The 13281-nt window shown below is 64.4% G+C and carries 13 protein-coding genes; 4 read left to right on the forward strand and 9 right to left on the reverse strand.

Annotated elements, in window-relative coordinates:
• Positions 1 to 79: 79 nt before the first annotated feature.
• The 5 genes from G0P99_RS13705 to fliL form a co-directional block, all read right to left on the reverse strand.
• Positions 80 to 2284 (reverse strand): hypothetical protein, encoded by a 2205-nt coding sequence (locus tag G0P99_RS13705; protein WP_164130714.1) that lies wholly within the window; start codon positions 2282 to 2284, stop codon positions 80 to 82.
• Entirely contained in the window at positions 2284 to 3153 is an 870-nt protein-coding gene (gene motA / locus G0P99_RS13710) for a flagellar motor stator protein MotA (protein WP_164130716.1), read from the reverse strand. The genes G0P99_RS13705 and motA overlap by 1 nt, the downstream gene beginning before the upstream one ends.
• A gap of 63 nt (positions 3154 to 3216) precedes the next feature.
• Positions 3217 to 3816 (reverse strand): MotE family protein, encoded by a 600-nt coding sequence (locus G0P99_RS13715; RefSeq protein WP_239059813.1) that lies wholly within the window; start codon positions 3814 to 3816, stop codon positions 3217 to 3219.
• Complete coding sequence (locus G0P99_RS13720; protein WP_164130718.1) at positions 3813 to 4253, reverse strand: DUF6468 domain-containing protein; 441 nt, start codon at positions 4251 to 4253, stop codon at positions 3813 to 3815. Before G0P99_RS13720 ends, G0P99_RS13715 begins: the two co-directional genes overlap by 4 nt.
• 9 nt (positions 4254 to 4262) lie before the next feature.
• Positions 4263 to 4769 carry a flagellar basal body-associated protein FliL gene (fliL, locus tag G0P99_RS13725; RefSeq protein ID WP_164130720.1) on the reverse strand — a complete coding sequence of 169 codons (507 nt, stop codon included), beginning with the start codon at positions 4767 to 4769 and terminating at the stop codon, positions 4263 to 4265.
• A 118-nt stretch (positions 4770 to 4887) separates the two neighbouring features.
• On the opposite strand from fliL, the gene fliF reads away from it, so the two are divergent.
• The 4 genes from fliF to fliP are packed head-to-tail and all read left to right on the forward strand — an operon-like array spanning position 4888 to position 8114.
• Positions 4888 to 6492, forward strand: a complete 1605-nt coding sequence (gene fliF / locus G0P99_RS13730) for a flagellar basal-body MS-ring/collar protein FliF (RefSeq protein ID WP_164130722.1) — start codon at positions 4888 to 4890, stop codon at positions 6490 to 6492.
• Positions 6492 to 7082: an ABC transporter ATP-binding protein gene (locus tag G0P99_RS13735; RefSeq protein WP_164130723.1), complete on the forward strand. Its 591-nt coding sequence runs from the start codon at positions 6492 to 6494 to the stop codon at positions 7080 to 7082. The genes fliF and G0P99_RS13735 overlap by 1 nt, the downstream gene beginning before the upstream one ends.
• A 1-nt stretch (position 7083) precedes the next feature.
• Complete coding sequence (locus tag G0P99_RS13740) at positions 7084 to 7368, forward strand: FliM/FliN family flagellar motor C-terminal domain-containing protein (RefSeq protein WP_164130725.1); 285 nt, start codon at positions 7084 to 7086, stop codon at positions 7366 to 7368.
• A complete protein-coding gene (fliP, locus tag G0P99_RS13745) occupies positions 7365 to 8114 on the forward strand; it encodes a flagellar type III secretion system pore protein FliP (protein WP_164130727.1) in 750 nt (249 codons plus the stop codon). Before G0P99_RS13740 ends, fliP begins: the two co-directional genes overlap by 4 nt.
• 254 nt (positions 8115 to 8368) lie before the next feature.
• On the opposite strand, the gene G0P99_RS13750 is transcribed toward fliP, so the two are convergent.
• From G0P99_RS13750 to G0P99_RS13765, 4 genes are read right to left on the reverse strand one after another with little or no spacing between them, the layout of a single operon-like run.
• Complete coding sequence (locus G0P99_RS13750) at positions 8369 to 9469, reverse strand: flagellar basal body P-ring protein FlgI (protein ID WP_164130729.1); 1101 nt, start codon at positions 9467 to 9469, stop codon at positions 8369 to 8371.
• Complete coding sequence (locus G0P99_RS13755; protein WP_164130732.1) at positions 9466 to 10473, reverse strand: flagellin; 1008 nt, start codon at positions 10471 to 10473, stop codon at positions 9466 to 9468. Before G0P99_RS13755 ends, G0P99_RS13750 begins: the two co-directional genes overlap by 4 nt.
• A 3-nt stretch (positions 10474 to 10476) precedes the next feature.
• Positions 10477 to 11928: a flagellar hook-associated protein FlgK gene (gene flgK / locus G0P99_RS13760; RefSeq protein ID WP_164130734.1), complete on the reverse strand. Its 1452-nt coding sequence runs from the start codon at positions 11926 to 11928 to the stop codon at positions 10477 to 10479.
• Between the two features lie 26 nt (positions 11929 to 11954).
• On the reverse strand, positions 11955 to 13250 hold the full coding sequence (locus tag G0P99_RS13765; RefSeq protein ID WP_239059814.1) for a flagellar hook protein FlgE: 1296 nt from the start codon (positions 13248 to 13250) through the stop codon (positions 11955 to 11957).
• Positions 13251 to 13281 lie beyond the last annotated feature (31 nt).

The raw sequence follows: 13281 nt of genomic DNA on the forward strand, positions 1-13281 counted from the left end.
GGTAAAGACCCTTTGCCCGTCGCCTGCCGGTTTCCGGCGGCCGTTGCGGGGGGAAACCGGCGCGATTTGCGCCGAACGGTCAGTCCAGCCGCCCCAGCATCTCTGCGATCCGGTCACGCATCGAACTGCTGTTTTCCACGATGCTGCGGGCCTGGGCCAGCGGGGTTTCGGGATTTTCGGTCTCGGGCTCCAGCAGGTCCTTGCCGATGGCATGAATTTCCGCAAATCCCGTCCCCTCGGTGCCGGGCATCGGATCGGACGCGCCGGAGATCCAGATATAGCGGCTGGCCCGTTCCAGGTCCCCCGACTGCGCCAGCAGATCGGCGGCCCCGGAATAGTCGCCGGTCCGGTACAAGGCCTCGGCCCGGATCCGGTTCGCCTCGTCGCTTTCGATGCCTGCCAGTTCAAGCAGGGCGCGATGCGGTCGCCCGGTGCCCAGAGTCGCACGCGCGATCAGCACAGCGCGGTCGTGTCGCCCCTTGCGGTCCTGCGGGCGATCGGCGTAGCGCAGCGCAAGTTCATGAAACCCAAGCGTTATTAGTCGCTGCGCGATCTGTTCCGCGTTTTCGAGCCTTGCCGCAAGGAACTGGTCATTCGGCAACATCGAGACATGACGCAGGAAGGTCACGTCGTCGGACCGAGCGGTCAGGCGCGAGAGGACCCGGTTCAGCGTCTCGACCCAGGCTTGCTGATCCCGATCCGCCCCGGCCACGCCAACCGCCAACATGGCCTGATCGAAGCGGCCAGCCAGGGCCAGCGCGATGATATGCGCGGCCTGGAGCCTTGGGCCGATCTCGGATTTGCGGTATTCCTGCGCAAAGGCGGCCGCCAGCTCCAGGTCGCGTTCGGAGATATCGCCGCCCTCGGCCCAGCGTTTTTCGATCAGATCCGCCAGCGCCAATGGGGCGTGGATGGATGCCTTGTCGTCCGTCACGATCCGCGAGAGTTTCTCCTCCTGCACATCGGGCTTGTTTTCGAGCTCTGCCAGCTTGGCCTCGACCACCTCGATCGATACAGGATCGGCGGTTCTGGTTCTTTCGGTGCCGCGCAGGATCTGGCGCGCGGCGTCGACGAAACCTGCCTCGGTCAGACGATCACCCAGGGTGGGCCCCAGATGGGCGCGCAGATGCTGCGGCAGGGCGGCAAAGCTGCGCAGCATAGCCTTGGTATCGGCATTCTCGGCGACCCGGCCCTCGGTCAGGGCCGACCACAAGGCGGCCGGTCCATCGCAGGCCTGTCGCCCGGCCAGCGGGTTCCCGGGGCGTGGCGATTCGCCATCGACCGCGTCGGCAAGGGCGGAGAGCAGAGAGTGGTCCTGTGCGTTGGCCCCGGCCAGGGACAGGATATCCCGGGCTTCGGCGCCGAACCCGAAAAAAAGGTATAGCCGCACCATTTGCAGCGCCACATCCGAGTCGACAGCGTCGAATTCCCGGTAGAGACCGGCGCGAAGCCCGGCGAGTTGGGTCTGAAACGGGGCATCGCTGCCCCAGGTGTGGACCGCAAGCCGCGATGCGTCGGTACAGGGCAGTTGGCTGTCCGGTGATGCGATCCTATCCCGTGTGCCGCCCAGGTCGCGGTCGACAACGGTGCTCACCCTGAGGTTTGACAGTCCAAGACCCTGTTCCAGTGTTTCGGCAAGCGCGATCTGCGCCGCCAGCGTGTCCGGCGTGGCGCGGCCCGCGTTCTCGGGGTCGAGAGTCAGCACTTCCTGATCGACGCCACGCAGGATGCGCGAGTAAAGCCGGGTTTCGACGGCGCGACCGGCTTGCCGCACCGGAAGCGCGGAATACACCGGCGGACGCGTCCCGCCGATCTGCCCGGCCGAGGGGCTGTCCGGGGGGGACGGTCGGGCAAGCCGGTCCGGGACCAGCGGCAGGGTTATCGGTGGCGCGAGCGGCGGCAGGGTGGGCGGCACGGGCGCGCCTTTCGGGCGCGGGCGAATGTCGACCACAAGCAGCGAGCCGGATTGGACAAACCCACGCGCGTCGCAGGGGCAGGCCAGTTCCATTTCCAGCGGCGCACCCGGCGCGGTCTGGGTCAGCGCAGCCAGGCGAGAGCGCGGGATCCGGTCGAACACGGTATCGAAGCGGTAAACCAGGTCGGGGAGGTCGACGGTCAGGCGCGCAGCATTCGCGCCGCTTTCCAGGTTCCACTCGGTGCCTGGGGAGATTCGGAACACCAGTCGGGTAAACCCATCGTGCTCACCCGAGCGGATGTCGATCTCGGCGGCCTGCACCACAGACGCGATCAGGCCCATGAAGACAATGGCCCAGACCCTGGCCATCAAGCGGCATCCTGTTTGAGGCCCTTTAGAGCCTGTTCCAATTCGGTGAAATCGGGCCGGTTGTGCGCCGGCGTGTTCTGGCGGCCGACCTCGATGCACATGGACGCGTTGTGGTTGTGCAGATTGGCGACCAGTACCTCCTTGATCAGCAGGTAGAAGTGATTGTCTTCCTCGACCACCGCCTTGACCTTGGCCGCGAAGGGGCCGACCAGCCCATAGGCCAGAAAGACGCCAAGAAAGGTGCCGACCAGCGCGCCGCCGATCAGTTTGCCCAGCACCTCGGGCGGCTGGTCGATCGAACCCATGGTCTTGATCACGCCCAGAACTGCCGCGACGATCCCAAGCGCGGGCAGGCCGTCGGCCACCGTCTGCAAGGCGTGGCTGGAATGCATGGCGTGATGCAGATTGGCCTCCATCCGCTTTTCCAGCACCTCTTCGACCTGGTGCGGGTCGTCATAGTTCATCGAAGCCGAGCGCATCGTGTCGCAGATCAGGGCGACCGCCTCGCGATCGGCCTGAATCCGGGGGTATTTCGAAAACAGCGCGGAACTGCCGGGATCCTCGATATGCTGCTCGACCTCGACCGGATTCTGCCGGGCGATACGGATCAGCGAGAACAGGAGGCACAGAAGGTCATGATAATCCGTGGGCTTCCACTTGGGTCCCTTGAACACCTTGCCGATGTCCTTGAGCGTGTGCTTGATCGCGCCCATGTCGTTGGAAATCAGGAAGGCCCCGGTTGCCGCCCCGCCAATCATCATGATTTCAAAAGGCAGCGATTTCAAGATGATGGTCATCTTTCCGCCGGCCGCAAGGTAACCACCGAACACCATCGCAAAGATCACCACGATACCGATTATGCCGATCATTTTCCGTCTCCGCTCTACCCGAACCCTTTATGACCTAAACAGCAGAGTCCTAATTTCCGGTTTTCACTCTTTGGGAACCGACGCATTTCGGCCCGCCAGAACCACGCTGATCGTATAGGCAGCCTTGGGACTGAGGCCAGCCATCACGGCGGCGGCCGATTCGGGCTGCATCCGGGCCAGGAACCCGGCGGCAAAGGTCGGATCCATTTCCTCGAACAGCGCCGCCGCATCCTTGGGCTTCATCTTTTCATAGACATCGGTCAGGCGGCTCAGGTCGCCTTCGGCCGCGACGCTGGCCTTGGCCAGGGTATCGCTCAGCGTCTGCTCGGCCGCGTTCAGTTCCGCCAGTTTCCGGTCGATCGCGGTCTCGGCGATCTCCAGCGCCCGCATGCGTTCCATGACACGGGATTCGCGCGCATCCAGATCCTGTTCCCGCTGGCGCAGCGTGATCAGCAACTGATTCAGATCGGCGTCCGAGGCTTTTTCGCGCCCTTCTTCGGGTTTCGCATCGGCTGCGTGTTCGGGCTCGCTGCCCCGGGCAAAGGCTGGCCCGGCCTCGAGCGCGATCCGGATCACGGCAGAACCGATCATCAGCGCGGAAATCAGCAGCAGGGCACCGCCGCGCACGCGGGCGGCGGTTGCCGGTTTCGCAGGCGTGGTCATGAGTCGGCTCCGCCGGAACTGCGCTCGTGCCGCATGAACATCACGCCGGCTGGCGGGGGCGTCGGTTGTTTGGGCGGTTGGACCATCGCTGTCTTGGGCTCCTCCCGGATCACCTCGTGCATCTCCTGCGGCGGGTTCGCCGGGGCTGCCTGTGGTGCCAAGTCATGCATCGAGGCCATCATCAGCTCCAGCCTCTGCGCGACCGATTCCGCGCGCGTGGTCAGATCCTGCAGGGCCGATCCCGAATTGTCCGAGGTCTGTCGCGCCACGGTCAGGGTCTTGTTCAGCTCGTCCACCTGCGCCGACAGGACGGCAACCGCGCCGCCGACTCCCTTTTCCAGGTCGTTGAATTTCTTCAGGCGCCGGGCCAGCACGAAACAGTAAAGCCCGGCCCCGAGCGCGCCCGCCACCAGAAGAATATCCGCAATCAGTTCCACATTTTTCTCCTAGTTCAGCACGAATTCCATGATCAGCACGTCGCTGATCCGCCCTTCGCCGGCAACGATGTTGATGCGGCGTTGCATATGCCCCCTGAGTCGGGCCAGCGACATCGGGCCATCCAGGTCCGAGACCTCGACCGCCCGCAGATAGCTGTTGAGAACGTCGATGATTCGCGGGCGGATCTTTTCGACATCGGCGATGTAGGCCTTGTTCACCTCGAGCTGCGCGTGAAACCGCAGATGCCGCTGTTCCCCGTCGCCCGCCAGCGACACCATGATGGGCTGGAGATCGACATAGCCGACATCGGGCAGCTCCGCTGGTGTCGCGGGACCGTCATGGGCCGAGGCATCGGCGACTGTGTCCCCGGCAAACCCGCCCAGCGGAATCAGTCCGGATACCGTTGCGAAATAGCCGCCACCGGCCCCGGCGAGCGCCAGGACAAGGCCCACGATCAGCCCTTTCTTGCCGGATTTCTTCTCCGGTTCGAGCGCGTCGGCGGTTGCGTCGGCCATGTCGTTCTCCAGCTTGGTTCGCCTACTGCAATACCCCGTCAGGAACTAACCGATTGTTAAGGCCAATCAGGGAAACAGAAGAGGCGCCGCGCAGAATGTCGGCAGGACGGAGGGCTACGTGCAGCAGATTAGAACGATCTGGGCAAATCTTGACAGAAAGCGCCAGTTTGTGGTCGCGGGGGCCGTGCTGGCGGTTTTCCTCGGCGTGCTCGGCCTGTCGAGATTCGCCGCGACCCCAAACATGCAGCTTTTGTATGCGGGTCTGGAAAACGGCTCGGCGGGCGAGGTCGTGCGGTCGCTGGAACAGCAGGGTATCCCGTATGAGGTGCGGGGCGGGTCGATCTATGTTCCGGCCGCCCGTCGTGACGAATTGCGTCTGACATTGGCGTCCGAGGGGCTGCCCGCGAATGGCGGACGGGGCTATGAGCTGCTCGACTCGCTGAGTGGCTTTGGCACCACCTCGCAGATGTTCGATGCCGCCTATTGGCGCGCCAAGGAGGGCGAGCTGGCCCGCACCATCGTGGCGAGCCCCCATATCGCGCAGGCGCGCGTTCATATCGCCAACGGGTCGGCCAACCCATTTCAGCGCATGATCGAGCCGACGGCCTCGGTCTCGATCGTGCCGTCGGGCGGGCAGATCACTGCGGCGCAGGCCAACGCCGTGCGGTATCTGGTTGCCTCGGCGGTGTCGGGAATGACTGCCGAAAGCGTGACGGTGATCGATTCGAATGGCAGCGTGATCGGCACCCAGGAAGCCGCTGGCGTCAGCACCACCGAGGATCGCGCGCAACAGATGCGCGAGCGGGTTCTGCGCCTGGTCGAGGCGCGGGTCGGCCGGGGCAATGCGATTGTCGAGATTAGCATCGACACGGTGACCGAGACCGAATCGATCCGCGAACGCCGGTTCGACCCGAACGGGCGGGTGGCGATCAGCACCGATGTCGAAGAGCGGTCCGATGCCTCCAAGAACCTGTCGTCAGAGGTCACGGTGGCATCGAACCTGCCGGATGGGGATGGCGCCACCGGCGACGAATCGAATTCCTCGGCCAGTTCGACGCGCGAACGCGTGAACTATGAAGTGTCTGAAATGGAAACGGAAATCCACCGTGTTCCGGGCGCGATCAAACGGCTGACGGTCGCGGTTCTGGTCAACGGGCTGCGCACAACCGGCGCCGATGGCACGGTGGTGTTTGAACCCCGGCCGGAAGAGGAACTGACCGCGCTGCGCGAGTTGGTGCAATCCGCGGTCGGTTTTGAAAGTGGGCGTGGTGACGTGATCACGCTCAAGTCGATGGACCTGCCCAATCTCGAACCGCAGGGCACGCTGGCCAGTAGTTCCCTGTTGCAGGGCCTGTCCCTGAACGTGATGTCGCTGATCCAGATGGCGACCCTGGCCGTGGTCACCCTGGTTCTGGCCCTGTTTGTGGTGCGGCCGATCCTGACGCGCCCGGCTGCTGCGCCGAACCTGCTGTCCGGTCCGGCGCCGCTGGGACGCGCCGCGCCGGTGCCGGCGCTGACCGGAGAGATCCAGGGAAGTGGCGCAGGCGAGGACGCGGCCACCGGTCTTGTCGTCGGACAGGCCGGCGCGGCGCTGCCCGCACTGTCGGGGGGCCAGGGAACGGCCGCCGTGGACCGCCTGCGCGCGATGATTGGCGACAAACAGGAAGAAACGGTTGAGATCCTGCGCAGCTGGCTGGATGAAAACAACGGGGAGAAGGTCTGATGTCCATCGCTCACCTGCTTGAGGATTTCGAGATCAATCAGATGGATCCCGGCCTGGTCCGGCTGATTGACGAGGACGGGCTGGAGGAAATCCGGCTGACTGCCTTCGAAAAGGGCTATTCGGCCGGTTGGGACGACGCCGTGCAGGCCCGGACCGAGGATAATGGCCGCGTCACGGCAGCCCTGGCGCGCAATCTCGAGGACCTGTCCTTTACCTATAACGAGGCGCTGACCCAGATGTCGCTGTCGTTGGAGCCAATGTTCGAAAGCCTGATGACCACGGTTCTGCCGGGCACCATGGACAAGAGCTTCACGCATCACATCGTCGAGCAGCTCAAATCCATGGCGCGGGAACAGGTGGCACAACCAGCGCTGCTGATCGTGCCCTCGGGCGTTGGCGCGGTGCTGAAACCGGTTCTGGATCAAGAGTTTTCCTTTCCGGTCCAACTGGTCGAAGAGGCATCCCTTCCGGATGGGCAGGCCTGTTTGCGGATCGGGACGCAGGAACGCGATGTCGATTGTTCATCGATCCTGACCTCCATTTCCGAGGCGATGGAATCCTTCCTTTATCAGGCAAAAGAGGTGTCCTGACATGCGTGAGCCGGCACAATCTGGTGAACCCAAGAACCCGTTCAACTCTGTCCCGATCGAGATCACCGTGTCCGTCGGGCGTGCCCGCCCACTGATCCGCGACCTGATCGGGCTGGGCGAAAACGCGGTGCTGACCCTGGATAAACGGGTCGAGGACCCGGTGGAACTCTATGTTGGCGACCGCCTTGTCGCCCGCGGCCAGCTGGAAGAGCTGAGCGGCGATCAGGCCGGGCAATTGGCGGTCCGGTTGACAGAAATTTCGGATCTGTCGAACGGTCTGGGATGAGACGCGCCCCCTGCCTGGCGGTCGTGGCCGGGTTAACCTTCGGCCTGGTTCTGGCTGCGACCGGGCCCGCCGTGGCGCAAGAGATCTCTGTCTCCTTCGGAGAAGGCGGCTCGATCTCGGCGCGGACCATCCAGCTGATCGTGCTGATCACGGTGCTGAGCCTGGCCCCGGGGCTGGCGATCATGATCACCTGTTTTCCGCTGCTGGTCACCGTTCTGGGGATCCTTCGGCAAGGCATTGGTCTGCAACAGTCGCCGCCGAACATGCTGATCGTCAGCCTGGCGCTGTTTCTGACGTATTTCGTGATGGAACCCGTTTTTGTCGAGGCCTGGGCCAACGGGATCGCCCCGATGCTGCGCGAGGAGCTTACGGTTGAGCCGGCGATGGAACAGGCCTTGCAGCCCTTTCGTGTTTTCATGGCCGGCCGGCTGGACGCCGATACGTTTCTGGCCATGGCGGCGCTGCGCCCAGGAGGCGAAGGGCTGATACCCGCGCCGGATGCGCCGCTTTCGGTCCTGATCCCTTCGTTCATGTTGTCCGAGGTTGCGCGTGCCTTTCAGATCGGGTTCCTGGTGTTCCTGCCCTTCCTGATCATCGATCTGGTGGTTGCGGCGGTGCTGATGTCGATGGGCATGATGATGGTTCCACCGGCAACCGTGGCCCTGCCGTTTAAACTGGCGTTCTTTGTTCTGGCGGATGGCTGGTCGCTTATCGCCAGCGCCCTTGTGCGCGGTTACATGGGTTGATCGAACTGCCAACCGCGCCCGGTCCGAACTGACTGCGCAATTCTCGTACTGATATCCAATCGGTTTTGTCGTCCTGCGGGCACCCCGGTGCCCGCCACGCTGAAAGGCGTTTTCGGGGCGGGCCCGGCCGATGGCAAGGCGGTTGGGTCCGGGATTGCCGATGCGGAGTGTGTGGCGCGCCGTGATCGAGGTGTCGGTCGATATCCGCGCCGCGTGTATCCGCCAATGCGGTGTGGGTCGGTTGACAGGCCGTCTCAGCGCACCACGAACTCGGCGTGCAGTGCCCCGGCGGCCTTGATCGTCTTGAGGATGTCGATCATGTCATGAGGTGACACCCCCAATGCATTCAACCCGGCAACTACATCCGACAGCGAGGCACTTTCGGAGAGTTCCGCGAGCTTGATGCCGGGATCCTGTTCAATCTCGGCCGTGGTGCGCGGCACCACGACCGTGTCGCCATCGGCAAAGGGGTTGGGCTGCACCGCGATCGGGGTTTCTTCGACCCGCAATGTCAGGCTGCCCTGCGACACCGCCACCCGTGAGATCCGCACATCGGCACCCATCACGATGGTGCCCGAGCGCTGGTCGACGACCACGCGCGCCTTTCGTTCCGGCTCGACCAGGATGTTCTCGATCCGGCCGATCGCATGCGCGGTCGAGCGGGTACGGGTGGCCGCGATATCGAGCTCCACCGTGCCGGAATCGCGCATGATCGCGACCCGCGCGTTGAAGGTGGCGTTGACCGCCGCCTCGATCCGGCCCGCGGTGGTGAAATCTGGCTCTCTCAAGGCAAGGCGCAATTGTGTGAGCGAGGCCAGATCGAACTCGATCTCGCGTTCGACCCGCGCGCCTGAGGGGATCACCCCGGCGGTCGGAACGCCGCGCACGACAGAGGCCGCCTGACCCTCGGCCGAGGCGCCGCCCGCCAGAACCGTCCCTTGCGCCACGGCATAGATCTGGCCGTCGGCGGCGTTCAGCGGTGTCATGATCAGGGTTCCGCCCAGCAGGCTTTTCGAATCGCCGATGGCCGAAACCGTAACGTCGATCTGGCTGCCGGCGCGGGCAAAGGGCGGCAGGCTGGCGGTGACAAACACCGCCGCCACGTTTTTGGGGCGGAACTCCTCTCCTGTGACGTTGACGCCCAGCCGTTCGAGGATGGTCGACATGATCTCTTCGGTAAAGGGCGCGTTGCGCAGACCATCCCCGGTGCCATTGAGCCCGACAACCAGTCCGTAACCGACCAGATCATTGCCGCGCACCCCGTCGAATTCGACCAGGTCTTTCAGGCGGACGGCCCCAGCCTGGGCCAGGGTGGGGAGCAGGAGGAGACAGGCGAGGAGACGAAACAGGGTCATCGCAGGAAATTCACCAGGGTCAGGCGCGAATTGCGCACGGTTGTCGTGTAGAGGCTTTCGAGCTGGAACTGCACCGCTTCGAGCCGGATCGCGGTTTCATAGGGGTCCGCGCCGATCAGTTCGCCGCGTGCCAGCTCCAGGCTGGTTCGGGCCATGGAATTGCCTGTCTGTGCCTTTTCGATCCGGGCCTGGGCATCGCCGACCTCGGCCTGAAGTTCGACCATGCGGTCACGAGTCCCGAGCAGACCGGTTCCCGCCGCCTCGAAGATCGCGCTTCGGGTTGTGGTGTCGAGCGACAGGGCCGGATCGTTCGCCAGGGCGGCCACCGCAGCCAGCATCAACCCTTCGCGGAACACCGGGTCGTCGGCGCGGCGGGCAAGGGCCACCTGGTCGTTCCCGGACACTTGAACCGGGCTCCGGGACTGGTCCGACCCCGTATAGACAACCGATTGGAACCCCGCCGCGTCATCGAACCAGTCGCGCGCGGCCTGGAGGATGTCGGATGGGGAGGACTGGCCCGCCACCGCATCACGAAGCCCGCTCAGCAGTGTATCGGCCGACCGCAACGGCGCCTGGTCTTCGGCAACGCCTGCGAACACTGACCGCCCGGCGAGCGACGTGTTGAGCGCCGAGACCATCGTATCGAGTGCGGAGCGGGCCTCGACCGATGCCTGGGCATGGCTGACGGCCTGGTTCGAAAGCGAAACGGAGAGCAGCGAGTCGGACAGATCCGTGGCCGCCTGGTTGACGGTTTCCAGGCTGGCCTGGGCCGCGTCGGCCAGCAGCCGGGTTTCCGCCGCGGCGGTCGACAGCGCGTTCAGACGTTTCAATGACCGATCCATGTCGGACAGATGCGAAAAGTCGCCCCGCAACCGGCCGGCGACATCGGCGACCTGACCCGAACTCAGCTCTTGCGTGAGCGTGTCGATCTGCATCCGGATCCGGGTGCCCTGGCTGCGCAGCATCAGGGTTTGCGCCAGATCTCCGATCGAATTCAAGGACATGGTTTACAACCTCAGCAAGGTGTCCATCAGTTCGGACACGGTTTCGATGACCCGGGCATTGGCGGCATAGGCCTGTTCGACCTGCATCAGGGTCTGAAGTTCGACATCGGTATCGACCCCTTGTTGCAGTTCGATCCGCTTCATTTCGGTCTGGCTGACGGTGGCAAAGGTCAGCCGTTCGGTCGCCCGGCTGGCGTTTTGCGATACCGAGGACAGCAAGGCGGATCCAAGATCGGCCGCGCTCATATCCGATGTTCCGAATGGCGCGCCAGCGACAGGCCGCGTGGTTGTCAGGGCAAGATGGAAGGCCTGGATCTGGGCCGCATTGCCGGGCGCTCCGGGCTGGGTTGCACCCAACCCGTCGCGCAAGCGCCAGGACTGGCCACCCCGGGCCGGATCGACGGCGGCGTTCACCTCCAGCCGTCCGGCCAGCCCGACCTCGCCCGCGGCCAAGAACCGCGCCCCGTTGTCGGTGAGAAGACCGGGGTCGCCGGGTCCGGCGGTCGGGTCCAGCCCGGGCGCCTCGAACCGTTCGATCAGGTCGCGCGCGACGGAATCCAGACCTTTCTGGGCATCGACGGCCAGTGTGTCGCGCACCTCGAAGGCCGCGGCCAGGGTGCCACCACCGATGGGAGAGCCGGTTCCGGCCGTGCGGATCGGCGACCCGTTGAACTGCAACCCGGACAGCAGACCGTTTTCCACCGTCATGTGCGGCATCGCTTGCGGAGTCTGCGCAAACGAGAATTGCCCGGCCTTGCCATCAAGCAGGATCGCCCCACCGTCGGTGAACAGCGCAATGCTGCCGTGGTCGCGGCTGACGACGTTGACCGGCACCATGGTGTTCACCTCGTCGATCAACTGCTGGCGCTGGTCCAGAAGCGCAGAGGTATCGCCGCCGGACAGTTTGGTGGTCTGAACCCGGCCGTTGATCTCTTCGATATCCTTGAGGACCAGGTTCAGCCGGTCGATCTGTTGGCCGATGCTGCGATCGGCGCCGATCCGCGCGGTGCGCAGCCCGTCCGAAGCCCGGTTCAGCGCCTGAGTCAGATCGACGGCAGCGCCAACAGCCGAGTCCAACCGTACCTGGGCGCCCGGATTGCTGGCCGCCGCGATCAGGCTGCTTTCGAACTCGGCCATCAGGTTCGGGATCGAGTTGGGATCATCCACCCCGCCAACCAGCCTAGCCATTTCCCCGTGGAACCGGGAGACGGTATCGGCATGGCCCTGGGATGCGTCGGCGCCGCGCCGGTTGGCCACCAGAACCGGATCAGTGTTCCGGGTGATACCGGCGACGCGAACGCCGGTACCGCTCAAGACATTGCCCGTCAGTTCCAGCGTGCGGCGGGCGTATCCGGGGGTCAGTGCATTGGCGATGTTGTCGGCAACAAGGCCCGAGGCGCGGCTGGCGGCGGTCAGGCCGCTGAGCGCGGAATTGAGCGCGGTGGAGATGGTCATGGGTGGCCTCCGGTCTCAGGGCGCGATCAGCGCTTGATATTGGTGGTTTCCTGCAACATCTCGTCGACGGTCTGGATCACCTTTGCGCTTGAGGAATAGGCGCGCTGGGTCTGGATCATGGCCGTCAGTTCGGTTGCGACATCGGTGGTCGATTCCTCGCGCGCGAAAGACACCAGATCGCCGGTTGGCCCGTCGCCGGCATCCCACAGGAAGAAGGTGCCGCTGTCGCGCGAGGGGGCGTAGGCCTGGCTGTCGAGCGCAACCAGGCTGTTGGGATTGGGCATGTCGACCAGCGGGATCTGGAACACCCGGCGGCTGACCCCGGTATCGAAAAAGGCGTAGACAAAGCCGTTTTCATCGACCTCTACCCGGCTCATGGTGCCGACGGCATTGCCATCCTTGGTGATCGAAACCGGCGCGAACGTGTCCGAGAGTTGCGTGATACCGTCCGAGGCCCCGATCAGCCCGATATTGATTTCCATCGGGCCGCCGGCGACCTCGATGACCATGCTGCCGGTTTCCGGATCATATGCGCCACCGGTGGTGGCGGTCACCGATTGCAGCGTGCCGCCCGAGGTGCGGCCGTCGTCGAAAACCAGGGTATACTCTCCGACAATGGCACCGCCGGATGCCGTGTCGCGCAGGATCATCGTCCACTCGTTGGTGGTACCGGTCTCGGGCACGGTCGGAATCAGTTCGATCTGCACATTCTCGGACTTGCCCAGGTTGTCGAAATACTCGACCGAGAGCGGCTGGGTGTCACCCGGTGATCCCGCCTCGGTCGCGGTGGCGGGCAGGTTCATCCGCAGCACCATTTCCGTGGTGGGCGAGCCGGACAGCTGGTTGACGCTCAGCTGCACCGGTTCCAGCCCGTCGGACGTGTCGCGCGGCAGGTTGGGAATGGAGCCATCCGCATTGGCGCGCCATCCCATCAGGACCAGGCCGGATTCGGTGACCAGATAGCCTTCGTCATCGGTGCGGAACGAGCCGGTCGTGGTCAGCATCATCTCCTGCGTGCCCAGCGCCAGTTGCGAACTGCGCATGACCGGCAGCATGCCGCGCCCGCGCACGGCAAGGTCGGTGGAGTTGCTGGTCGATACCAGCGAGCCGCGCTGGTCGATCAGGCGCTGGTTGGTCGTTCGCACACCACCCGCCGAATAGGTGCCCCGGCCGCTGGCGTTGACCATCGCGTGGAAATCCGTTTCCACGCGCTTGTACCCGAAAGTGGACGAATTCGCGATATTGTCCGAAATCGTTGCCAGGCGGCTGGCATTGGCGGTGAGCGCCGCGACCCCGGCATTGAGCGAAGATGAAATGGTCATGGACACGCCTTTCTGATGCATCTCGGAAAAA

It is taken from the genome of Ruegeria sp. PrR005 (assembly GCF_010500245.1).
GTDB lineage: Bacteria > Pseudomonadota > Alphaproteobacteria > Rhodobacterales > Rhodobacteraceae > Ruegeria_B > Ruegeria_B marisflavi.

What these genes read in the sequence shown, in the direction of transcription:
- G0P99_RS13740 (WP_164130725.1), top strand. Translation starts at nt 7,084, where the DNA reads ATGCGTGAGCCGGCACAATCTGGTGAACCCAAGAACCCGTTCAACTCT.
- motA (WP_164130716.1), bottom strand. Translation starts at nt 3,153, where the DNA reads ATGATCGGCATAATCGGTATCGTGGTGATCTTTGCGATGGTGTTCGGT.
- G0P99_RS13705 (WP_164130714.1), bottom strand. Translation starts at nt 2,284, where the DNA reads ATGGCCAGGGTCTGGGCCATTGTCTTCATGGGCCTGATCGCGTCTGTG.
- fliL (WP_164130720.1), bottom strand. Translation starts at nt 4,769, where the DNA reads ATGGCCGACGCAACCGCCGACGCGCTCGAACCGGAGAAGAAATCCGGC.
- G0P99_RS13715 (WP_239059813.1), bottom strand. Translation starts at nt 3,816, where the DNA reads ATGACCACGCCTGCGAAACCGGCAACCGCCGCCCGCGTGCGCGGCGGT.
- G0P99_RS13750 (WP_164130729.1), bottom strand. Translation starts at nt 9,469, where the DNA reads ATGACCCTGTTTCGTCTCCTCGCCTGTCTCCTCCTGCTCCCCACCCTG.
- G0P99_RS13755 (WP_164130732.1), bottom strand. Translation starts at nt 10,473, where the DNA reads ATGTCCTTGAATTCGATCGGAGATCTGGCGCAAACCCTGATGCTGCGC.
- flgK (WP_164130734.1), bottom strand. Translation starts at nt 11,928, where the DNA reads ATGACCATCTCCACCGCGCTCAATTCCGCGCTCAGCGGCCTGACCGCC.
- G0P99_RS13765 (WP_239059814.1), bottom strand. Translation starts at nt 13,250, where the DNA reads ATGACCATTTCATCTTCGCTCAATGCCGGGGTCGCGGCGCTCACCGCC.
- fliP (WP_164130727.1), top strand. Translation starts at nt 7,365, where the DNA reads ATGAGACGCGCCCCCTGCCTGGCGGTCGTGGCCGGGTTAACCTTCGGC.
- G0P99_RS13735 (WP_164130723.1), top strand. Translation starts at nt 6,492, where the DNA reads ATGTCCATCGCTCACCTGCTTGAGGATTTCGAGATCAATCAGATGGAT.